Genomic DNA, 21,755 nt, shown 5'->3' on the forward strand with positions numbered 1-21,755 from the left:
ACCAATGAAGAGAGAGAATGATAGAGACGTAATGGATCATTCCATCACCGGAGTTCCTGATGATTGCATTCCTTTGTGGACAGGGGAGAAGCGATCATCCTCAGGAAGGTCTGGTTATCATTTCTCCGGAGAATTTCGATGTGAAGAACAGCTGGTTGTCTTTGCACATTGCGATATATCGTCATGATTGTGGTCCGTTTATCTTCAATACGAAACACTTTCCGGAGGGGAAAGGGAAAACGCAACGAATTGTGGGAAGTGGGGATGTGCAACTCTTGACAGATTACTAAACCTGTAATAGTCTTCTAATTGAAACTTGATTGCAATAAGGATGATTCAGACGTGAAACGGAATACGGTACAGCGGCAAATCATTTTGGAAACTGTGCAGAAACTTGGGAACCATCCAACAGTTGACGAAGTGTATATGGAAGTGCATCAGAAACATCCGACGATCAGCAAAGTGACGGTGTATCGCGATCTCAGGCAACTCTCCGATGATCACGCGATCCAGCAGGTGTTGCTGCCTGGCGATCTTGAACGATACGACACCCGGGTCGACCACCACTACCACTTCAAGTGCAAGGAGTGTGGCGCCCTGTTCGATGTGGACATCGATGACGTGGGTGACATGGACAAGGAGGTGCGGGAGAAATACGGCTTTGAGGTCGACACACATGATGTGGTGTTCCACGGTGTCTGTCCCGCGTGCCAGCAGAAAAAGAAAAAGTCGGGATGAAAGGAGGAAACGGGCGTGCAATGGTTTGGATTGCTGGTCGGTGTGTGCACATTCCTCATTATCGGAGTGTTCCATCCGATCGTCATCAAAGCGGAATACTATTTTGGAAAAGAATGTTGGCCGGTGTTCTTGGTAACCGGCCTGATCTGCGCTGTCGGCGCGGTGTTTATCAAGGAACTGTGGATCTCCGCCCTGGTGGCGGTATTGGGCTTTACGTTGCTGTGGAGCATCCGGGAACTGTTTGAACAGGAAGAACGGGTTCAAAAAGGCTGGTTCCCGGCAAATCCGAAACGGAAAACCACAGGAAACAAACGAGTCACACATGCGGATTATTCCGCAAATCGTTGATCATAGGAGGTCAAACATGGTTGAACAGTCAAGATGTCCGGTAACGGGTCACATGGGCTCTAGCAGACCGGATTTCACGGAAGGAACCAAAAACAAGGATTGGTGGCCAGATAAGCTGGATCTCGGCATTCTGCGCCAGAATTCCGAGTTGAGCAATCCGATGGGCAAGGACTTCAACTATATTGAAGCCTTCAAGACCCTTGATCTGGAAGCGGTGAAGAAAGATATCTTCAAGTTGATGAAGGATTCCCAGTCTTGGTGGCCGGCTGACTACGGCAACTATGGTCCGCTGTTTATCAGAATGGCGTGGCACAGCGCCGGGACGTACCGCACCATCGATGGTCGCGGTGGGGCGCGTGATGGCACACAGCGGTTCGCGCCACTGAACAGCTGGCCTGACAACGTCAACCTGGACAAGGCGAGACGGCTCCTTTGGCCGATCAAGAAGAAATACGGCCGCAAGATTTCCTGGGCAGATCTGATGATCCTTGCAGGCAACTGCGCCATCGAGTCGATGGGCTGTCCGTTGATCGGTTTCGCAGGTGGTCGTGAAGACGTATGGGAACCGCAGGAAGATGTGTACTGGGGCTCTGAGAAACAGTGGCTTGCCACCAGCGACAAACCGGATGCCCGGTATTCCGGCAACCGGAAACTGGACAATCCGTTGGCCGCCGTACAGATGGGCTTGATCTACGTCAACCCGGAAGGTCCGGATGGGCAGCCGATGCCGGCAGAAGCGGCCAAAGACATCCGTGAGACGTTCGCCCGTATGGCGATGAACGCCGAGGAAACCGTCGCCTTGATCGCCGGCGGACACACGTTCGGTAAAGCTCACGGCGCCGCGCCTGCGACGCACGTCGGACCGGAACCGGAAGGGGCTCCCATCGAGCAGATGGGCTTGGGCTGGAAGAGCAACTATGGCAGCGGCCATGGGGATGATACCATCGGCAGCGGCATTGAAGGAGCCTGGAAACCCAATCCGACCACCTGGGACATGGGGTACCTCAAGGTACTGTTCAAGTACGAGTGGGAGTTGACCAAGAGTCCCGCCGGCGCGTACATCTGGCTGGCCATGAATGTGGATGACGAGGATATGGTGGTGGATGCGCAGGATCCCACCAAGAAGCATCGTCCGATGATGACCACCGCCGACCTGGCGCTGAAGTTCGATCCCGCCTATGCGAAGATCGCCAAAGGTTTCGCCGCTGATCCGGTGAAGTTCCATGACGCGTTCGCCAAAGCGTGGTTCAAGCTGACCCATCGTGATATGGGACCGGTGACCACCTATTTCGGTCCGGAAGTTCCCAAGGAAGAGTTCCTGTGGCAGGATCCCATCCCCAAGCAGACGGGCTATCTGATCAACGCAGCGGACATCAAGGAACTGAAGAAGACCATTGCGGCTTCTGGACTTACTGTAGCGCAACTGGTCAGCACCGCCTGGGCGAGCGCCGCGACGTTCCGTGGTTCTGATCGCAGAGGTGGCGCCAACGGCGCACGGATCCGGCTGGAACCGCAGATCTCCTGGGAAGTGAACCAACCCGCCAAGCTGAAGGTCGTCCTGAAGAAGTACGAAGAGATCCAGAAGGCGTTCAACGTCAACGGGAAGTTCGTATCGTTGGCCGATCTGATCGTCCTCGGTGGGGCGACAGGCATCGAGATGGCCGCCAAGAAAGCGGGCGTCGAAGTGACGGTTCCGTTTGAACCGGGAAGAATGGATGCCTCTCAGGAAGAGACGGATGTCCACGCCATGCAGGTGTTGGAACCGGTGTATGACGGATTCCGCAACTACCTGCAGAGGGAATTCACTTCTCGTCCGGAAGCGCTTCTGGTCGACAAGGCACAGCTGTTGACGCTGACGGCTCCGGAGATGACGGTGCTGATTGGTGGACTGCGTGTGCTGGGCGCCAACTACGGCGGGTCGAAGAACGGCGTGTTCACCGACAAGCCGGAGACGCTTACCAACGATTTCTTCACCAACCTGTTGGATATGGGTACGGAGTGGAAACCGACCGACGACAAGGACGTGTACAAAGGGTTTGACCGGAAGACCGGCAAAGAGAAATGGACGGCGACCCGGGTGGATTTGATCTTCGGATCCAATTCGGAACTCAGGGCCATCTCGGAAGTGTACGCGAGTGAAGACGCCAAGGAGAAATTCCACAACGACTTCATCGCGGCATGGAACAAGGTGATGAACGCCGACCGTTTCGACCTGAGCAGGTAACCAACGTTTCAGATTGCGTATCCGGGGGAGCGATTCCCCCGGATTTTTTTCTGGTTTCAGAATGAGTCTTTTTGATTACCCCCGCATCTTTCTCCGGAACACCACAATGGCGGCAAGGTAACATGTCACGGCGTAGGCGGACACGATGCCCAGGTGGGGGAGCATGGCTGGGATGGAGCCGGAGAGGGCATCTTTGGCGGCTTCGGCGGCATGGAAGAACGGCAGGATGTGGGAGATGGTCCGAAACGCGCCGCCGATCAAATCCAATGGGATCCAGACGCCGGAAAGCCAACCGACCAGGTTGGTCAACAGCGCCCCGCAGATTCCCCCGACACCGGTTTCCTGCAGCACGCTCCCACAGATCAACCCGATACCGACGAACATCAGGGCGATGGGGATCAAGACCACAAGGGCAAGGAGGGTATGGGAGGTGAAGGGGAGCCCGGAAAAGGAAGCGGCGGTGAAGGTGAGCACCGTCTGAAGCATCCCGATGGCCAGCATGGGGAGTGTGTATCCTCCGATGAAGTCCGACGGACGCATCGGGGAGGCGAACAGCCGCATCAGGAACGCGTTGTTCCGGTCTTTGGCAAGGAGCATCCCGCAAAACAACGACAGGAACACCGTTCCGAACATCGCCACCCCGGGGGTGACGTTCTGGACTTCGAACATCGTGTTCTGGGCGCTTTCCGGAATGGCTCGGTTGATCAGAAGAAACAGGAACAACAACACGAGCGGGAAGCCCAGGCAGAAGAACAGATTGACCGGATCCCGGAGAATCTCCTGTGCGTTTCTTCGGGAAAAAAGCAATGTTTTTCTCATTTGGTGCCTCCCGCAATGGCGATGAACGCCTCTTCCAATGTATGGGTATGGGTTTGTGCTTCCAATTCCTTGCTGGTCCCCTCGGCAAGCATGGCTCCATGCGCCATGATGCCGATCCGATCGGCCAACGCCTCCACCTCCTCCATGGAATGGGAGGTGAGGATGATCGTCACGTTGCCTTTCAGAACGCGGATCGCATCCCACAACGCCCGACGGGCCAGGACATCCAACCCTAACGTCGGTTCATCCAGAAACAGGATTCGGGGCTCGGTGATCAACGCCATGGCCAGGCTGAGTCGTCGTTGGGTGCCTCCGGAGAGGGCCTTTGCTTTCCGTGTACGATTGTCCTCCAGAGAGAAACGGGTGATCATCTCCTGGGTGTGCGCGTTTGCTTCGTTGGAGGATTGTCCATACAGTCCTGCCATCAACCGAAGGTTCTCCTCAACGGAGAGATTCGGGGCGACGGCCGTCTCCTGCGGGGAGAGGTTGATCTCCCGTTTGATGGGCATACGGTCCCCCAGAATGCTGTGCCCCAGAAGCACCGCATCCCCGGATGTCGGTTTGGTGAGGCAGCAGAGCATCTTGATGGTCGTTGTCTTTCCGGCTCCGTTGACACCCAGCAAGCCGAATATCTCACCCTCTTTGACAGAGAGGTCCAGATGATCCACCGCGGTGAGGTCCCCGTACCGTTTGGTCAGCTGGTTCGTCTGGATGGCGATCATGAAGGGTCTTCTTCTGGCGCACCCGTCCCGAATATCCGGGTCATGAACTGGGTCAACGTGTTTTTCGGAGGGATGGCCAGCCCCCGGTGGATGTCCCCCAGAAGCACCAACGTGTCCCCCGGCTGGATGTCAAACAGATCCCGGGCTTCCTTGGGGATGACCAGCTGCCCTTTCTCCCCGACCTTCACCGTCCATGCGTATTTCCCTTCCGGTCCTTTGCGTCCTTTCATCTGTCGTCTCCTTGGAAGAAAAGTATGAAAAATATGATTAGTATTACTTTTCTTTCTTTGGAGGTCAAGGGGGAGGTCTGGGATTGGGAAGGCAAGTACTGTCGCTTTGCGAATGTAACCGTTTACATTGGAAAAAGATGCGTGGGGAGGAACAGGTATACACAATTTGCATGGTTCTCTCATAGGTTTCTTACATGTTTGGGCTATGTTCTCCTTGAAGCCGGCAGGGAACACCACCCTGCGGCAGGGGGGATAGGATGTATACGGTTACAGGTTTTACCCAAGGAAGCGCCAGGAAATGACCCATACCATCAGGGATATCGCGCGTCTTTCCGGCTTTTCCACCGCAACGGTTTCCCGGGCGTTCTCCGCGCCACAGAGGGTCAGTGAGACGACCCGCAAGCGGGTGCAGGAAGTGGCTGAGACCTTGGACTACCAACCCAATGCCATCGCCCGTTCGATGGCTCTCCAGCGGACGGAGAAGATCGCGTTTTTGATCTGCAAGAAACGCTCCTCCATTCTGGATGAATTCTACGCGGGTGTCTGCGAAGGCATCATGCAGGAAACGAATCTTTCCGATTATCAACTCCTGGTGTCCACCGCTGAGGATTGGGCCGTGGCCAAACGCAAGCAGGTCGATGGCGTGATCCTCGGCGGGAACGCCTCCTTGGATTTGATCTCCGAATTCCGGAGCCAGAACGTCAAGATCGTGCTGGCCAACCACGAGGTGCCCGGTCTGGAGCTTCCCTGTGTGGTCTCCGACGAGGAGGGCGGGGTTCGCTCCGCCCTGGAGTATTTGATCGCCAAGGGGCATTACAAGATCGGGATGCTGGCAGGCAGGTTCTCCCCATACATCAGTGAGCGGAGGTATGCCGCCTTCCGCAGCGTGATGGAGGAACATGGCCTTTCCCTGGATCCTTCGTTCATCCGGATGGTGGAACCGGACATCGAAAGCGCCACCCGCGCCGCCATGGCGCTGCTTTCCCCCCAGGAACGGCCGACGGCGGTCTTCGGCGCCAATGACGTCATCGCCGCCGGGGTGATCAAAGCGGCCCATCATCTCCACCTCAGGATTCCCCAGGATGTGGCTGTCATCGGTTGCGACGATTCCCGCTTGTGCCGGGTGGTGGAGCCGGAACTCGCCTCCATCCACATCTCCTGCGTCCGGATGGGATCGCTCGCCGCGCGGCAACTGCTTTCCTTGCTTGCCGGGGAACCTGTGCTGCCGCAGCGGACCGTCGTGCCGACCGACCTGTGCATCCGCTCATCGGTATGAAGGGGAGGGAAAGATGAGAAAACGATACGCGTCCACCATCGGAAAAGGAATTGTCTCGGCCCTTCTGCTTGTCGTGGCGCTGTTCCCCATCTTCTGGCTGCTCGGGGTATCCCTTCGTCCGACAGCGGAGTTGAAAGGACACATCACGTTGCTGCCACGCTCGCTTACGATGGCGCATTTCTCTTCATTGTTCGCCCAGAAAGGGTTTGGCACGGCGATCAAGAACAGCGTCGAGACGACGATCAGCGCCACGTTGCTCTCCCTTGCCATCGGGCTTTCCTCCGCCTACGTGCTCTCCCGAAAGCGCTTTCGGTTCGGGCTGAAACGACCTGTCTCGTTCTGGGTGATGCTGGTGCGCATTCTGCCTCCGGTGGCCTTCACCATCCCGCTGTACACGATGTTCGCCCATAGCGGCATGCTGAACACCAAGGTGCCGGTGGTTCTTGCCTGCGTGCTGATCAACATCACGTTGATCATCTGGTACATGATGGGCTTCTTCCAGGATATTCCGGAAGAGATCGAGGAATCGGCACGGATCGACGGGGCGTCGGAATTCGCCACGTTCCTCAGGATCGTCCTGCCGCTGGCAGCCCCCGGGCTGTCCGCCATCGCCATGCTCTCCTTCCTGTACGCATGGAACGAGTACGCCTACAGCGTGGTGTTCGTCCAGTCCCCGAAGAACTACACCGTGCCGTTGGCGCTGGTCGTGCTGAATACGGAGGACAACGTGACCAATTTCGGTTTGGTGTCCGCCGCCGGGGTGATCTCCGTGATCCCGATCACCCTGTTCGTCATCTTCGCCCAGAACTACCTGCTGGATGGCTTGTCCCAGGGCGCGGTGAAGAGTTGAGTGGTTGAAGTAAATTGCCATGGAGGTTCCATGGATATGAGGAGAAATGTATGAAGAGAATCGTGTCGGTACTGCTTTGTGTGCTGCTTGCCGCATCGGTATTTGCCAACGGCGCCAAAGAACAAACGTCTTCCACGACCCCAGAAGTGGAAGGAAAGCGGAAAATGACCATCATTCTGCGCGGTGGAACGTACGGAAAGGTCATTGAGGAGTGCCTGCCGGAGTTCGAGAAGGCCAACAACGTGGAGATCGAGGCGCTGGATCTGAGCTTTGACGACCTGCACAGCAAGATCGCGCTGAATGCCGTCAACAAGGAAGGCGCCTACGACCTGTGCATGGTGGATGGTTCCTGGATGGCTGAGTTCACCGAAAACAATGTGCTGTTGAACCTTTCTGAGGCGGGATATTCGTTCGATGACGACATCATCCCGGCTACCGAGTCGATCTGCAAGGTGGGCGACGACATCTACCTGGCTCCGTACTTCGGCAACGTCACCGTCATGCTGTACAACAAGACTCTGGTCAAGGCCGCCGGGTACAACGGAAGCGACATCAAGACGTGGGACGACGTGGCGAAGATCGCCAAAGCGGCCAACGCCGCCGGCAAGAACGGCTATCTGATCCGTGGCGGCTCGCCGGACAACATCGTCTCCGACTTCCTGCCTGTCCTGCTTGCCAACGGTGGCTGGGTGGTCGACGGGAACAACAAACCGACGGTGGACACCCCGGCGTTCCGCGCCGCCCTGGCCCAGTACATCAGCCTGTACGAGCTGGGCGACACGATGGACAAGGACGACATCGTCGCGCAGATCGACAATGGCAGCGCCGCCCTGGCCGTCGGCTGGCCTGGCTGGTACGTTCCCAGCGCCCAGAGCAACGGAAACTACACCCCGATCCCGTCCCAGCTGACCGCTTCCAGCGCTTCGTACAACACGGCGTTGTACGGTGTGTGGTGCATCGGAGTTCCCAGCAACAGCGCCAACAAGGACCTTGGCGTCAAACTGCTGACGTATCTGATGGACAAGGATGTGCTGCTCGGAACGGTGAAGAACGGTGGAGTTCCCTGCCGGTATTCCAGTCTGACCAACGCCGAAGTCCTGAAGACTTATCCTCAGCTCGCCACGGTGTGCGCCGCTCTGGAGAAGGGTGTGTACCGTCCGGTCATCGCCCAGTGGAATGATTTCACCACCATTTTGGGAACGGAGATGGACAACATCATCAAAGGGACCGAGACGATGGATGTGGGTCTGGCCCGCGCCCAGGCGGAGCTGGAAGATTTGATGGCCCAATGATCGTTTGCTTCCCTGCGGGGGCTCCCGCAGGGAAATTGTCTTTGTAAGGAGAAGGTTTGGTATGCGCTCAATGCGTTCTGGTTGGTTTGCCCGGTTGATGGTGCTCCCTACGCTGGTCGTCCTGCTTGTCCTGACGACCTATCCGTTCCTTTCCACCATCGGGTACAGTTTCACCAATTACTCCTACCTGAAGCGTGCCGCAACGGTGTTCATCGGCCTCCAGAACTATGTGAAGCTGCTCCAGACCCGGTATTTCCAGCTTGCCGTCCGGAATACCGTTGTCTTCACCATCCTCGCCGTGGTTCTTGAGATGGTGCTCGGCATGTTGGTCGCCCTGTTCGTGCGCAGCCTGCGCCGTGGCCAGAAGGTGATGCGGATTCTGCTGTTGTTGCCATACCTTCTGCCCACCACGACGGTCGCCATGATCTGGAAAATGATGCTCTCCCCGAACTACGGCATCCTCAACCAGGCGCTCTCCGCGCTGCACCTGCCGGTCCACAACTGGTTCATGGAGACTGGGACGGCGTTCCCCACCATTCTGGTCATCGATGTATGGCAGAACGTCCCGTTCGTGTTCCTGCTCCTCTACGCCTGCCTGCAGAACGTTCCCAAACGGCAGTACGAGGCGGCCAGGATCGATGGCGCCGGTGGATGGCAGGTGTTCTGGCACATCACCGTCCCCAATATCCGCGAAGGCATCGGGGTGTGCGCGTTGCTTCGTACCATCGACACGTTCCGTCTGTTCGACAAGGTGAACATCCTTACCGGGGGAGGCCCGGCCGGCACCACGTCGACCATCACCCAGTACATCTATACGTACGGCATCAAGAACCTGAAGTTCGGCTTTGGAAGCGCAGGAGCGGTGGTGATGACCCTCCTGGTGTTGGCGCTTTCCTCCGTCACCATCCGCAACACCCTGCGCGCGTCATGAACGGTCTGGAACTGGCGTTCGTCAACGTCGGGTACGGGGAGGCCACGGTGGTGCGCACCAAGGACTTCGTCATGGTGATCGACGGAGGAAGCGGAAGAGAGGAGGAATATGTCGGGGAGACGGGACGGACCCCGCTTGCCCGCTATCTTGCTCTCCACGACATCCATCGCATCGACTTGATGGTCTGCACCCACATCCACGAGGACCATCTGTCCGGACTGCTTCCCGTCGTCCGGGATGTCCCGGTATCACGGTTTTGGCAGATTCTTCCCAAGTCGTTCTTCCGTACCCGCCGCAATTGGGGAACCGGGCTGTTCGCCGGCGCGTTGGATGACGCCTGCACGTTGCAGGCCTTGCTTGAAGTGCAACGGACTGACGTACAGCAGGTGAATGACACAAAAACGTTCCGTGAGCTTGCGCCTGGTCTTGCCGTCCGTATTCTTGCTCCCTCGTTGGAACGGGAACGGGATCTCCAGTCGTTCTTGTCGTTGATAGGAACCGCACCTACGGAGGAACTGAGGACGCTTCTCCGGGATCATGCGGACCGGTTGATGAACAACTTCAGCCTGGTGCTGCTTCTGGAATACGCAGGCCGGAGGATTCTGCTTCCCGGGGACATGAACAAGGATGGTTTCCTGGATTGTCCGGGTGATATCCATGCCGACCTGTTCAAGCTGGGCCATCATGGACAGCGGGATTCGGCGGATGCCCGGCTGTTGGAACGGATCCGTCCCTCGGTGGTCGTCTGCTGCGCCTCCAGCGACCAGCGCTACCACAGCGCCGATCCAACGACCCTTTCCTTGGCCAGAGGGGCGGGGACCCGGTTGTTCTTTTCCGATTGCCCTCCATGTATCCCGCCCATCCCTCCCCACCATGCCGTGGTGGCCAACGTTTCTCCTCGAGGGGAGATGTCGGTGCAGTATCAAATGTAGGGTTGGTGTATACTGGAGTCGACGTGGTTTCGGGAGGGTATCATGAGACTCTACGTGGGAGTGACCGATCAATCATGGTATACGTACTTGGCCAAGGAAAAACCGGATGAGGTGAATTTCTGGAAACCGGGTACCGCTTTGTTTCATGTGTTACGGCAAAACGAGCTCTTTTTGTTCAAACTGCACCATCCCGATGACTGGATCGTGGGCGGAGGTTTCTTCGTCCGGTTTTCGTTGTTGCCTCCCATCATCGCCTGGCAGGCGTTTGGAACGCACAACGGCACGGCGACCTATGAGGAGCTGTGGGACCATATCGCCAAATATCGGGGAAGAAACGGGATGGATGGGGAGAACACCCAAATCGGATGTGTGGTTCTTGCCGATCCGTTTTTCCTGCCCCAATCCGAATGGATACCGGTGCCACAAGACTGGAAATCCAACATCGTGCAGGGGAAAACGTACGATACGGATACGTTTGAGGGGCAGCGGTTGTACCAACAGGTCAGGCAGTGTCTGCAAGGACAACCGTCCGTCGCCCAGTCGGAAGAACCCCGGTACGGGACAGCCCTGGCGTTGCACCGGCTGGGGCAGGGGGCGTTCCGTGTGGTGGTTACGGAAGCGTATCACAAACGGTGTGCCATCACCGGGGAGAAGACCTTGCCGGTCCTGGAAGCGGCCCATATCAAACCATATGCCCAGAACGGTCCGCATGACATCCATAACGGCCTGCTCCTGCGTTCTGACTTCCACACGTTGTTTGATGAAGGGTACATCACCGTTACTCCGGATCTCCATGTCGAGGTGAGCTCCCGTTTGCATCAGGACTATGGCAACGGAAGGGATTACTACCGGTATCATGGGCAGCTCCTTCAGGATCTTCCATCCTCCGTTCAGGAGTATCCCGCTCCGGAATTCCTCTCCTGGCACAACGAACACTGCTTCAAAGGGTGAGGGGGACTGGAAACGAAGGGGTGATTCGTGGAAAAATGGGACCGGTGCAACTGCGCCGTCAAGGCGCGTGAGGAGTAGGATTGTATGGATATGAATGTATTCTGGGGCCTGTTCATTCCGTTTGCCGGAACATCGGCGGGCGCCGGTTGCGTGTTTTTCATGAAGAAGGCGATGAATGAGAAGGTGCAGCGCGGGCTGACCGGCTTCGCCGCCGGGGTGATGACCGCAGCATCCGTCTGGAGTCTGTTGATCCCTGCGTTGCAACAGGCGTCCAGCATGGGCAAGCTCTCGTTCATCCCCGCTGCGGTGGGGTTCTGGATCGGGGTGCTGTTCCTGTTGATGCTGGACCATGTGATCCCGCACCTTCACCGCTTCAGTGACCAGGCGGAAGGTCCGAAAAGCCACCTGCAGAAGACCACCATGCTGGTGCTGGCCGTCACGTTGCACAACATCCCCGAAGGGATGGCGGTGGGCGTGGTCTATGCCGGGTATCTGACCGGTCATGGGTTGATCACTGCTGCGGCGGCGATGGCGCTGTCACTGGGTATCGCCATCCAGAACTTTCCGGAAGGCGCCATCATCTCCATGCCGCTTCGCAGCGAAGGGGAGAGCAAGTTCAAGGCGTTTGTCGGGGGGGTGCTCTCCGGCATCGTCGAGCCGATCGGAGCCATCCTGACGATTCTCGCGGCATCCTTCGTGGTGCCGGTGCTGCCGTACCTGCTGAGCTTTGCCGCGGGTGCCATGCTGTACGTCGTCGTCGAGGAGTTGATCCCCGAGATGTCGGAGGGATCTCACTCCAACATCGGAACGGTGTTGTTTGCGGTTGGATTCAGCGTCATGATGGTGCTGGATGTTGCGTTGGGTTGAACGAATTACGGAGGTATATATGTACAAATTGGTGTTGCTCCGCCATGGCGAGAGCGAATGGAATCTGGAGAACCGGTTCACCGGTTGGACGGATGTGGATCTTTCCGCCAAAGGCGTTGAGGAAGCGAAAGGCGCCGGGAAGATGCTGAAGGAAGCCGGCTATGATTTTGATGTCTGCTTCACCTCGTATCTGAAGCGCGCCATCCACACGCTGAACTATGCATTGGATGGTTTGGATCGGGACTGGCTGCCGGTCATCAAGAGTTGGAAACTCAACGAGCGCCATTACGGCGCCCTGCAGGGGTTGAACAAGTCGGAGACGGCGGAGAAGTTCGGCGAGGCGCAGGTGAAGATCTGGCGCAGGTCGTTTGATGTGGCGCCCCCCACGCTCCAGCCGACCGATTCCCGCAATCCTGCCTTGCAGGATCAGTATCGCGGAATTCCCAAGGACGAGCTCCCGTTGACGGAAAGCCTGAAGGACACCATCGCACGGGTGATGCCGTACTACCATGCGGAGATCCTGCCGTTGGTCCAGCAGGGCAAGCGGGTGTTGATCGCCGCCCACGGCAACTCGCTTCGTGCCTTGATCATGACGTTCGACCACCTCAGCGACACGGAGATCGCCGCCGTCAACGTACCGACCGGCGTTCCCTTGGTCTATGAGTTCGCCGATGACGGCTCAGTGCAGAAGAAGTACTACCTGGGCAATCCTGATGAGATCGCCGCCAAGATGAAGGCGGTGGCCAACCAGGGCAAAGCGAAATAACCGTTCTCTGGAACAATGACAACGCCCCCTGGGAAACCAAGGGGCGTCGTCATATCTGAGGCAAATCAAAGGATCAGACGTACAGCTGCATTGGGTAGGAGAGATACTCCACGTCCTCCATCTTCTCCACCGTGCAGTATCCCGCCGGCGCGTTGATCACCTTGGGGATGCGGTTGACGATGGTGGCGCAGGTGTGCTCCACCGTAGCCGGTTTCTTCACGTAGAACGTCGTTTCCGGCTCTCCCTTGATCTTCCAGTCGCACATATCCCCGTCATCCGGACCGTACACCTTGCCGATGCACTGTGTTTCGATCACCGGGCCCTGGAACGTCTCTGTCGTCACCACGGCGCTCATGCCGATGCACTGCCCGGCGGGAATGACTCGGCCCATCGTCTTGGAGAACACGTCCTTGTCGGAGAAATACGGCACGCATTTCTGGCTCTGTGATTTGATCGTCCACCCCATTTTGGAGCAGAGCGCTTCGTTGGAGTTCCACACGTAAGAGGGCTCCAGGGTGGCCGGATGGGCGATGGTCTTTTCAAACTCGTCCGGGGTAAGTCCCACACCATGGGCTTTGGCCAGCGCCAGTCCGTAATCCTCCACGTTGTAGCTCACCGCGCCCTCGATCCGGTCGATGCGGTGCACGCCACCGGCGACCAGCCCGATCATGTTGACCCAGAAGATGTCCTGCATCCCCGATCCCGCGATGGTGCAGTTGTGCTCCTTGGCGATCTTGTCCAGCTTGTTGGTCAACGCCGACGAGGTGGTCCATGGATAGATCGCTTCCTCGCAGGTGGTGATCACATTGATGCCTCTGCTGACCAGCTTCTCCACATGCGGCATGATGTCCTTGACGAAGCTGAACAGCGTCACCACGGCGATGTCCGCGTCACATTCGTCCAGCACGGCGTCGGCGTCACTGCGGATCTTCACGCCCAGCTTGGTTCCCAGACCCGCCCAGTCTCCGACATCCATGCCCACCACGGCGGGATTGACGTCGATGGCCCCGACGATCTCCGCCCCGCTTTCGTACAAGTACCGCAAGGTATACTTGGACATTTTGCCACATCCGTACTGCACAACCCGAATCTTATCACCGTACATGTTGTACCCCCTTTCTGTATGGTGATTTCATCGTAAAGCTTGTTGTAACTGCAAGGTCAACGGGAATGTTTGGCGAATTCCACTGGGATCTGAAGTCGGAGGAACATGCCCCGCTTGTTTCTCTCCAGCAGGGGGAATTCAGCGATGACCTCGCAGAGGTAATCCCCCGCGATGACGTATCCTTGCTGGTCGATGGCGTCCAAAAGCCGGATTTACCGTCGCCCGTACGACCACGGAATTTGAGGACGCGGGAGCTGTCGTTTCCACCCGGCTCTCGTCATTGGTGCTGGGAGTGAACGCATTGTATTCCCTCTCCAAACAGGTGTACATAGTGGGGAGCTTGGATATCGGCGTGCCGTTGTCGGCAAGCTACAGTGGAAAAATAGGCAACATCTCCTATTCCGGTTCCTACACATTCTCCGGCGTTACCTTCACGCCGTCCGTCGGAGTGGTGTACCGCTACTGAGCTGATCGTCGCCAAGAGAGAGGCCGCCGGGGTATCCTGGCGGCCTTGTTTGATTCAGGAGAAGATCTTCTTTTCTTTTCCCGCCTTGACCCACAGCGGGAGGCTGTGCAGGTCGTATGATTCATGGTACCACCGGCCCACTGAGGTGACGTGGCGGTCATCCAGCAGGTGGATCCATTCTCCCTGGGGCAGGTAGTAGTCCACCTGTCCGTCCGGTGAGAAGATCGGGGCGACCAGAATGTCCGGGCCGAGCATGTACTGCCGGTCCAGCGTGGCGCATCCCGGATCCGTGGGGAATTCCAGGAACATGGCCCGCATGATCGGCGTGCCATGCTGGTGGGCTTCCTCGGCGCATCGCAGGAGGTATCCTTTCAGTTTCATCTTCAGCGTGAGGAACTCCCGGGTGATGTCGCTGGACTCTTCGTCAATGCTCCAGGGAACCCGGTAGGAACTGCTGCCATGCAGCCTGCTGTGGGAACTGAGCAGGCCGAACTGCAGCCAGCGCTTGAACAGGGTGGGGTCCGGCTTTCCTTCAAAGCCCCCGATGTCGTGGCTCCAGTACCCGAAACCGCAGCACCCCAGGCACAGGCCGCCCCGGAGTGTTTCCGCCATCGCCTGGAACGTCGACTCGCAGTCGCCCCCCCAGTGGACGGGGAACTGCTGGCATCCGACGGTGGCGCTTCGGGAGAACAGGCAGGCCTGCCCTTCGCCTTTTTTCTGCACCAGAAGATCAAAGACCGTCTTGTTGTACAGGTAGGTGTAGTAGTTGTGCATCCGCCGGGGATCACTGCCGTCATGGTAGACGACGTGCTTGGGGATCCGCTCTCCGAAATCCGTCTTGAACGCGTCCACTCCCAGGTCGATCAACGCGGAAAGTTTCTCCTGGTACCAGCGGCAGGCATCCGCATTGGTGAAGTCGACCAACGCCATGCCCGGTTGCCACAGGTCGGTTTGCCAGATATCTCCATCCGGTTTGACAACCAGATATCCCTTCTCCTTGCCCTCGGCAAACAGGACGGAACGCTGGGCGATGTACGGGTTGATCCACACGCACACCTTGGTTCCCTTCTGATGGATACGGGAGAGCAACCCTTTGGGATCGGGGAACATTTTCGGGTCGAACAGGAAATCGGACCAGTGGAACGCCCGCATCCAGAAGCAGTCGAAGTGGAAGACGGAGACATGGATGTGCCGCGCCTCCATGCCATCAAGGAATCCCATCACCGTCTTTTCGTCATAGTCGGTGGTGAACGAAGAGGAGAGCCACAGGCCGTAGGACCAGTCCGGCATCAGTGGGGGACGACCGCTCAACGCCGTGTACCGGCTGATGATCTCCTTCGGCTCCTTTCCCGCGATGACATAATATTCCAGCCGCTCTCCCGGCACACTGAACTGCACCCTGCTGGTCTTTTCGCTCCCTACCTCGAAACTTACTTTGTCCGGGCTGTCCACCAACAGGCCGTATCCCGCGCTGCTCAGGTAGAACGGAATGTTCTTGTACGCCTGTTCGCTGGCCGCTCCTCCATCCTGATTGTCGATGTCGATGCTCTGCCCGTTCTTGACGAACGCGCCGAACCGTTCCCCCAGACCGTAGATGCATTCCCCGATGCCGAGGGTCAGTTCATCCTTGATGTAAGGCTTGTCCCCATCCAGCATGGAGCCGGTGGACTTGCTCTCCACCGTGGTCAGCGTCCTGTCTTGGTACGACCAGGTGCCATGCCATGGCTGTCCCAGCGGGATGGTGATGGAAAGATTCCCGCTGGTGAAGGAGGCGCTTTTGTCCCCAATCTGGATGTTCGGTTTGGCCGATGGGTCAGGGGTGAGGGAAAACGACGGGGTAGGTTGTTTCGCTCCGTCAAAATGGACCACCGACACCTTGATCACATCCGGTGCCGGAGCGGTGTAGGTGACCGTCAGCATGGTCAAGTCGTTGCAGTCCCTGCGTGACTGGATCATCTTGGACGAGGCATAGACGGAAAGGGCGGTGCCGTCTGTTTCCGCCTGTACCGCCTCCACGGCGAATTTTGCCGTCACGCCTTCGCGTAACAGCCAGTATCCGTTGTTGAATTTCATTTGATGGCTCCTGCGGTGATGCCCTTGGTCAGGGTGCGTTGGAAAATGGCGAAGAAGATGATGCAGGGCAGCACGCCCAAAAGCGCGCTTGCCGCCGCCGCGGTCATGTCCATGTTGTGCTGTCCCTGGGTCACCGAGATGGCGATGGGGACGGTCTGCCGTGCGTTGGAGACCAACATGACGAGCGGCAGGAAGAATTCGTTCCACGTCCAGAGGAAGAAGAAGACGAACAGTACGGAGAGCGTCGGTTTGCTGACCGGCGCCACGACGTTGGTCAAAAGCTCCCCTTTGGTGCACCCGTCGACCGTTGCCGCTTCCAGCAGCTCACGGGGGAAGGCATGGTAGGCCGAACTGAGCAGATAGGTGCCGAAGGCGCTTTGGATCGCCGTAAAGATGATGATCACGGAGATCTTCCGGTCGTAGATGCCAAACAGCTTGGCCATGTAGTACAGCGGGTAGACCAGCACTTCCTGGGGCAGGGTGTTGGCGATGACGAACAGGATCAAAAAGACCACCGATCCCTTGATCCTCCCGATGCCCAGCGAGAAGGCGTTGAGCAAGGACAGAATGACGGCGACAACGGCGACCACCAAGCTGATGGAGAAGCTGTTCCACAGTTTCTGACCGTAGTTTACCCGGTTCCAGAAGGTGACGATGGCTCCCGCCGACCACGGTTTCGGCCAGGCCAATGGTCCATTGGCGGCGAAATCCTGGGCAGTCTTGAACGAGTTCAACACGATGACGATGAACGGGAAGACCATGATGACAAAGAGAAGAATGAGGAACAGCAGGGCGAAGGTCTTGCCCGCGATCCGTTTGCCATGGCTTTGTACATGCATCTCAGTATTCCCCCTCTTCCGCCATCTTTTCCTGACGGGTGATGAAGATCACTTCCAACGCCACGATGATCAACGTCATCACCATGGCGATGGCCGAGCCATAGCCTACCTTGGTTTTCTCGAAGAAGTTCTGGTAGGCGAAGTAGGACGGCACGATGGTCGCCGTACCTGGGCCGCCACGGGTCAGCACGTAGATCTGTGAGAAGAGCTTCAAGGAATAGATCAGGGAGGTGAGGATGACCACCAAGAGTTCCGGCCTGATCATGTACACGTAGATCTTGAATTTCTCAAACCATCCGGCGCCATCCACCTCGGCCGCCTCGATGACCTGCGGGTCGGAACGCTGCAGGCCGGAGAGAAAGATGACCAGCGGGTATCCGATCTGGAACCAGATCATGATCACCATCACCGAGTGGAGCGCCGTGGCGGGATCCCCCAGCCAGTTGTGGGCCAGGGCTCCCAGCCCGATGGCCTTCAGCAGGGAGTTCAGCGCTCCCTGCGTCGGGTTGAGGATCCAGCCCCAGACGATGCCGGCAATTGCCACCGGCAGCACCTGGGGAAGGTAATAGGCTGTCTTGAAGATGTTGGTCACAACGTTTCCCAACACTTCGGAGACATAATCGAACAGAAACACGGAAAGCAGTAGACCGATGATCGTCGGCACCACGGTGATGGCGAAGATCAACTGCAGGTTGTTGGAGAATGACGCCCAGAAGACGGGGTCATGGAACAGCTTGCGGTAGTTGGACAGGCCCACGAAGGTGGGCTTGCCCACACCGGTCCACTGGGTGAAACTGATGCACAGACTCATGAGGAACGGCACCCCCAGGACCAGCACGAACAGGATGAATCCAGGGATCAGGAACTTGCCGTATCCTTTTGATCTGTCCCTCATGGTCCGCGCCTCCTTACTTTCCTTCCTGATACGCCGTATTGAGCGAATCAAGGAACTGCGCCGTCGTCTTGGTGCCCAGCATCAGATCCTGGATGTTGGAGACCAGCGTGTCGTAGAAGCCGGCGGCCGGCCAGTCAGGATAGAACGCCAGACCATCCTGCTCGTTCAGCGTGTTGAACAGGTTGATCAGATCCTTGATCTTCGGATCGGTGATCTGCGCCGGATCGGCGGCCACAGGAATGCCACCCTTGTTGCCAAGCAGCGTCTGGATGTCCTTCTGCAACGTGATGTCGATGAAGTCGTAGGCCAGATCCTTGTTCTTGCTGTTGGCGGGCACCACCCAGATGTTTCCGGAAGAACCCGGGCTCATCTTGTTGCCGGGGAACAGGCCGATGGACCAGTTGAATCCGGTGATCTCCGAGACGAACCGTCCGTACCACCAGGAACCGGAGACCATGATCGGCGCTTTGCCGTTGGTGAACTGCAGCCCCATGTCCTCCGCTTTCAAGCTGATGCAATCCTTGTCGATGTATCCTTTCTTCACCCATTCGACCATCTTGTCGGCGGCATAGGTGAACGCGGGATTGTGGAAATCAAAGTCACCCTGGTACAGCTGGTAGGCGTTGACCATGGCACGATCCGCCTTGGAGAGCGCCAGTTCGTAGAACAGGTGCTGGGACGGATACTCCGCGCCGGCCATCGCCAGCGGCGTGACGCCCTTTGCCTTGAACGCCGCCATGGCGGCTTCCAGTTCCTGGAATGTCGTCGGAATGGCGATGCCGTACTGTTTGAACATGTCGTCGTTGTAGTACATCATGACGAACTCACCGTAGTTGGTCACGCCGTACCATTTCCCGCTGCCCATGACGCCTTTCTCATTGTATCTGCAGGTGGTCTGCAGGCTGGGGGACAGCACTTTGTCCCAGCCGCGCTTCTGCGCTTCTTCGGTGAGATCGGCCAACAATCCCTGGGATGAAAGCATGCCGGCGGTGGCGTTTCCTTTGTTGTATTCCATCACGTCAGGGGCTTCATCACTGTTCAGGACCATCTGGGCCGTCTGCCGGATCTGTTCGAACCCTTTGTTCTCATAGACCATCTCGACGTCCGGGTGTTTCTCCTGGAACTGCTTCATCGCCTCATCCCATGCGGCACCCATGGCGCCGTTGGAACTTTCGTAATGCCAGATCTTGAATGTTCTTTTGCCGCTTGTCTCCTTTTGTCCTTGGGCGAACACCAACGACGCAGCCAGCGACAAAACCAGCACCAATGCAAGATGCTTTTTCATGTAATCCTCCTTTTGCGAACAAACCCTTTTTCCCTATCGTATCGGTGCGGAAGCGCTGCTTTCCCGTTCGGCAAGCAGACAGGGGACCAGCGATTCCTTCACCGCACAATAGGTGTTTTCAAGCAGGCAGATGAGATTGGTGATGGCAGCCTCCATCTGCCGTTCACCCTGCAGTTCAAACGTGGTCAGCTGGGGCAGGTACAGACACGCCGCGCCGGCTGACGAGACAATGGAAACCAGTGAACAGTCGTTCGGGATCCTCCGTCCCGTCGACTCGATCCCTTTGATCACCCCGGCCAGGGAGCGGTCGTTCATCACGATGAACGCCGTACAGTCCGGGTGTTCCTCCAAATCCCGGACCACCAGGTCGTACCCCGCGTGGGGGTTGGGGGAACAGAACAACGCATGGCCCTCGAAGCGGAGCGTCCTGCCAAAATTCTGGAACGCGTCATAGGTGCGGACCACCGGACCGTAACCAGCGTCGTACGCTTCCTTGCTCTGGTTGATGAACCCGATCTTTGCGTGCCCTTTACCGATCAGATAGGAGAGGGCGTCCAGCATGGTGCGGTCGAAGTCCGTGTCGACGTATACCGCACCGGTTGCGGCCGGGTCGCGACCGACCAGCACGAACGGGATGTTCGCCTGCTTCAAGATAGGGATCCGGAAATCATAGGCGTGCACTTCCATCAAGATCACGCCATCGACCAGCTCTTGGGAAAGCAACCCTTCCAGTTCCTTGGCCGTTTTGGTCTTCAGTGACCAGAAGACCAGATGGTACCCCTTGGCGGTGGCAAGCTGCGCTGCGCTGGAGAGCAGGGAGAATTCCGACGCTCCCATGCCACGTTCCACCGGGGGAAACAGCATGGCCAGAATCCGGGAGTGTTTGCTTGCCAGGCTGCGCGCGATGGCATGGGGCCGGTAGTGCAGCTCCTCCATCGCCTGCCTGACGCGTTGTTTCTTCTCCTCGGAGATCGGCCGGTTACCGTTGACGACGTACGATACGGTGCTCAGCGACACTCCCGCCTTTTCCGCCACATCCTTCATCGTCATCCGACAACCCCCTATCGAAACGAATCATCGAAACGTTTCATTTCCTGTTCATGTCTTACTCTATCCCATCCTGGTGGATTGTCAAGGATTGTTTTCGTCTGGGGAAAACGGGAAGAGTAAAACAGAAAAGAGGGGAGCCGTACGGCCCCCCGTCAGGAAAGAAGCGCTCCGGCTCTCACCGGGCCACGAATGCCGCCGCGTTGATGGCGGCCACGGCGCCGTCAGAGACGGCTGTGGCGACCTGACGCACCTGTTTGGCGCAGATGTCCCCTGCGGCGAACACCCCTGGGATGGTGGTCTGTTGCCTGCCATCCACCGGAATGTATCCGTCATGGAGGGACAGTTCGGTGAACAGGCCGGTAGTGGGAAGCGTACCGGCGTAGACGAAAATGCCGCATTCCTCATCGGTGATGGTTTCTTCCTTGCCGTCCGCCTCATGACGGATGGTCAGGGAGCGCACCTGGTCCTTGCCTTGCACGGCGGCCAGGCGGCAACCCAACAGAAGCCGCATGTTGGCTGTCTTGGCGATCTTCTCCCGGAAACTCAGGCGATGGCTCCCAGCTTCTCCTCGAAGTGGATCATCGTAACCTCTTTGGACGTCTTGGAGAGGAACAACGCCTCTTTGGCCGCGCCGTCCGAACCGCCGACGACGTAGACATCCTTGCCGGCATACCGCATGCCGTCCCGCGCCGCGTTCAAGGCGAACCCTTTGCCGGTCAGTTCCTTGGCTCCGGGGATGTCCAGACGCCGTGGGGTGGAGCCGGTGGCCAGGATCACCGCTTTGGCCTGCCAGGTCGTTTTGTCCGTCACGATCTCCTTCACCGGACCTTCAAGCCTGACGCTGGTGACGCACTCATGGCGTACCTCGATGCCGGAACGCTGAAGCTGGTCGGACAAGCGGCTGGCGAACTGCGCTCCGCTTTCCTCCGCCCCGATTCCGGCGAAATGGGTCACCAGCGAGACGTTGGCGATCATGCCGCCGACACGGTTCTGTTCCAACACCACCACATCCAGACCGCGGCTCTTCGCGTACACCGCGGCGCTCACGCCGGCAGGGCCGGCTCCCAATACGATCACATCATGCATATCTTGCCTC

At 57.7% G+C, this 21,755-nt stretch carries 21 protein-coding genes and 2 pseudogenes; 12 read left to right on the forward strand and 11 right to left on the reverse strand.

The features are described from left to right. The first annotated feature begins 384 nt into the window (after positions 1-384). The 3 genes and pseudogenes from LKE28_05385 to katG all read left to right on the forward strand — a co-directional run bounded on the left by LKE28_05385 (position 385) and on the right by katG (position 3,310). Entirely contained in the window at positions 385-738 is a 354-nt protein-coding gene (locus tag LKE28_05385) for a transcriptional repressor (protein MCH3907677.1), read from the forward strand. A 15-nt stretch (positions 739-753) separates the two neighbouring features. Continuing rightward, a complete protein-coding gene (locus LKE28_05390) occupies positions 754-1,086 on the forward strand; it encodes a DUF4491 family protein (protein MCH3907678.1) in 333 nt (110 codons plus the stop codon). 79 nt (positions 1,087-1,165) lie between these two features. After that, positions 1,166-3,310: pseudogene (gene katG, locus LKE28_05395) on the forward strand (catalase/peroxidase HPI). A gap of 75 nt (positions 3,311-3,385) precedes the next feature. Here katG and LKE28_05400 read toward each other — a convergent pair. The 3 genes from LKE28_05400 to LKE28_05410 are packed head-to-tail and all read right to left on the reverse strand — an operon-like array spanning position 3,386 to position 5,081. Then, complete coding sequence (locus tag LKE28_05400) at positions 3,386-4,129, reverse strand: ABC transporter permease (GenBank protein MCH3907679.1); 744 nt, start codon at positions 4,127-4,129, stop codon at positions 3,386-3,388. Continuing rightward, positions 4,126-4,851 (reverse strand): ABC transporter ATP-binding protein, encoded by a 726-nt coding sequence (locus LKE28_05405; GenBank protein MCH3907680.1) that lies wholly within the window; start codon positions 4,849-4,851, stop codon positions 4,126-4,128. The genes LKE28_05400 and LKE28_05405 overlap by 4 nt, the downstream gene beginning before the upstream one ends. Continuing rightward, a complete protein-coding gene (locus tag LKE28_05410) occupies positions 4,848-5,081 on the reverse strand; it encodes an AbrB/MazE/SpoVT family DNA-binding domain-containing protein (GenBank protein MCH3907681.1) in 234 nt (77 codons plus the stop codon). The genes LKE28_05405 and LKE28_05410 overlap by 4 nt, the downstream gene beginning before the upstream one ends. 298 nt (positions 5,082-5,379) lie before the next feature. On the opposite strand from LKE28_05410, the gene LKE28_05415 reads away from it, so the two are divergent. From LKE28_05415 to gpmA, 8 genes are all read left to right on the forward strand, one after another. Further along, entirely contained in the window at positions 5,380-6,357 is a 978-nt protein-coding gene (locus LKE28_05415; protein MCH3907682.1) for a LacI family transcriptional regulator, read from the forward strand. Between the two features lie 13 nt (positions 6,358-6,370). After that, complete coding sequence (locus LKE28_05420; GenBank protein MCH3907683.1) at positions 6,371-7,207, forward strand: carbohydrate ABC transporter permease; 837 nt, start codon at positions 6,371-6,373, stop codon at positions 7,205-7,207. A gap of 50 nt (positions 7,208-7,257) precedes the next feature. Continuing rightward, entirely contained in the window at positions 7,258-8,499 is a 1,242-nt protein-coding gene (locus LKE28_05425) for an extracellular solute-binding protein (GenBank protein MCH3907684.1), read from the forward strand. A 61-nt stretch (positions 8,500-8,560) separates the two neighbouring features. Then, complete coding sequence (locus tag LKE28_05430) at positions 8,561-9,430, forward strand: sugar ABC transporter permease (GenBank protein MCH3907685.1); 870 nt, start codon at positions 8,561-8,563, stop codon at positions 9,428-9,430. Continuing rightward, on the forward strand, positions 9,427-10,362 hold the full coding sequence (locus tag LKE28_05435; protein ID MCH3907686.1) for an MBL fold metallo-hydrolase: 936 nt from the start codon (positions 9,427-9,429) through the stop codon (positions 10,360-10,362). Before LKE28_05430 ends, LKE28_05435 begins: the two co-directional genes overlap by 4 nt. A 42-nt stretch (positions 10,363-10,404) precedes the next feature. Next, positions 10,405-11,313, forward strand: coding sequence for an HNH endonuclease (locus tag LKE28_05440; GenBank protein MCH3907687.1), 909 nt, complete (start codon positions 10,405-10,407; stop codon positions 11,311-11,313). An 84-nt stretch (positions 11,314-11,397) separates the two neighbouring features. Beyond that, on the forward strand, positions 11,398-12,180 hold the full coding sequence (locus LKE28_05445; GenBank protein MCH3907688.1) for a ZIP family metal transporter: 783 nt from the start codon (positions 11,398-11,400) through the stop codon (positions 12,178-12,180). Between the two features lie 19 nt (positions 12,181-12,199). Beyond that, entirely contained in the window at positions 12,200-12,946 is a 747-nt protein-coding gene (gpmA, locus tag LKE28_05450; protein MCH3907689.1) for a 2,3-diphosphoglycerate-dependent phosphoglycerate mutase, read from the forward strand. A 73-nt stretch (positions 12,947-13,019) separates the two neighbouring features. Here the strand turns inward: gpmA and LKE28_05455 are convergent, their stop codons facing one another. Beyond that, complete coding sequence (locus LKE28_05455) at positions 13,020-14,051, reverse strand: dihydrodipicolinate reductase (protein MCH3907690.1); 1,032 nt, start codon at positions 14,049-14,051, stop codon at positions 13,020-13,022. Between the two features lie 56 nt (positions 14,052-14,107). Beyond that, on the reverse strand, positions 14,108-14,254 hold the full coding sequence (locus LKE28_05460) for a hypothetical protein (protein MCH3907691.1): 147 nt from the start codon (positions 14,252-14,254) through the stop codon (positions 14,108-14,110). A gap of 89 nt (positions 14,255-14,343) precedes the next feature. Here LKE28_05460 and LKE28_05465 point away from each other — a divergent pair, with 89 nt between their 5' ends. Next, positions 14,344-14,517, forward strand: coding sequence for a hypothetical protein (locus LKE28_05465; protein MCH3907692.1), 174 nt, complete (start codon positions 14,344-14,346; stop codon positions 14,515-14,517). A 54-nt stretch (positions 14,518-14,571) separates the two neighbouring features. On the opposite strand, the gene yicI is transcribed toward LKE28_05465, so the two are convergent. The 6 genes and pseudogenes from yicI to LKE28_05495 form a co-directional block, all read right to left on the reverse strand. Beyond that, positions 14,572-16,590 carry an alpha-xylosidase gene (gene yicI, locus LKE28_05470; GenBank protein MCH3907693.1) on the reverse strand — a complete coding sequence of 673 codons (2,019 nt, stop codon included), beginning with the start codon at positions 16,588-16,590 and terminating at the stop codon, positions 14,572-14,574. Next, a complete protein-coding gene (locus LKE28_05475) occupies positions 16,587-17,429 on the reverse strand; it encodes a carbohydrate ABC transporter permease (protein ID MCH3907694.1) in 843 nt (280 codons plus the stop codon). The genes yicI and LKE28_05475 overlap by 4 nt, the downstream gene beginning before the upstream one ends. A 1-nt stretch (position 17,430) precedes the next feature. Further along, entirely contained in the window at positions 17,431-18,324 is an 894-nt protein-coding gene (locus tag LKE28_05480; protein ID MCH3907695.1) for a sugar ABC transporter permease, read from the reverse strand. 13 nt (positions 18,325-18,337) lie between these two features. Beyond that, positions 18,338-19,609, reverse strand: a complete 1,272-nt coding sequence (locus tag LKE28_05485; protein MCH3907696.1) for an extracellular solute-binding protein — start codon at positions 19,607-19,609, stop codon at positions 18,338-18,340. 33 nt (positions 19,610-19,642) lie between these two features. Next, a complete protein-coding gene (locus tag LKE28_05490) occupies positions 19,643-20,659 on the reverse strand; it encodes a LacI family transcriptional regulator (GenBank protein MCH3907697.1) in 1,017 nt (338 codons plus the stop codon). A gap of 175 nt (positions 20,660-20,834) precedes the next feature. Then, a pseudogene (locus tag LKE28_05495) lies at positions 20,835-21,745 on the reverse strand (NAD(P)/FAD-dependent oxidoreductase). Positions 21,746-21,755 lie beyond the last annotated feature (10 nt).

Origin of the sequence: Sphaerochaeta sp., assembly GCA_022482495.1 — a bacterium.
Classification (GTDB): domain Bacteria; phylum Spirochaetota; class Spirochaetia; order Sphaerochaetales; family Sphaerochaetaceae; genus RUG023.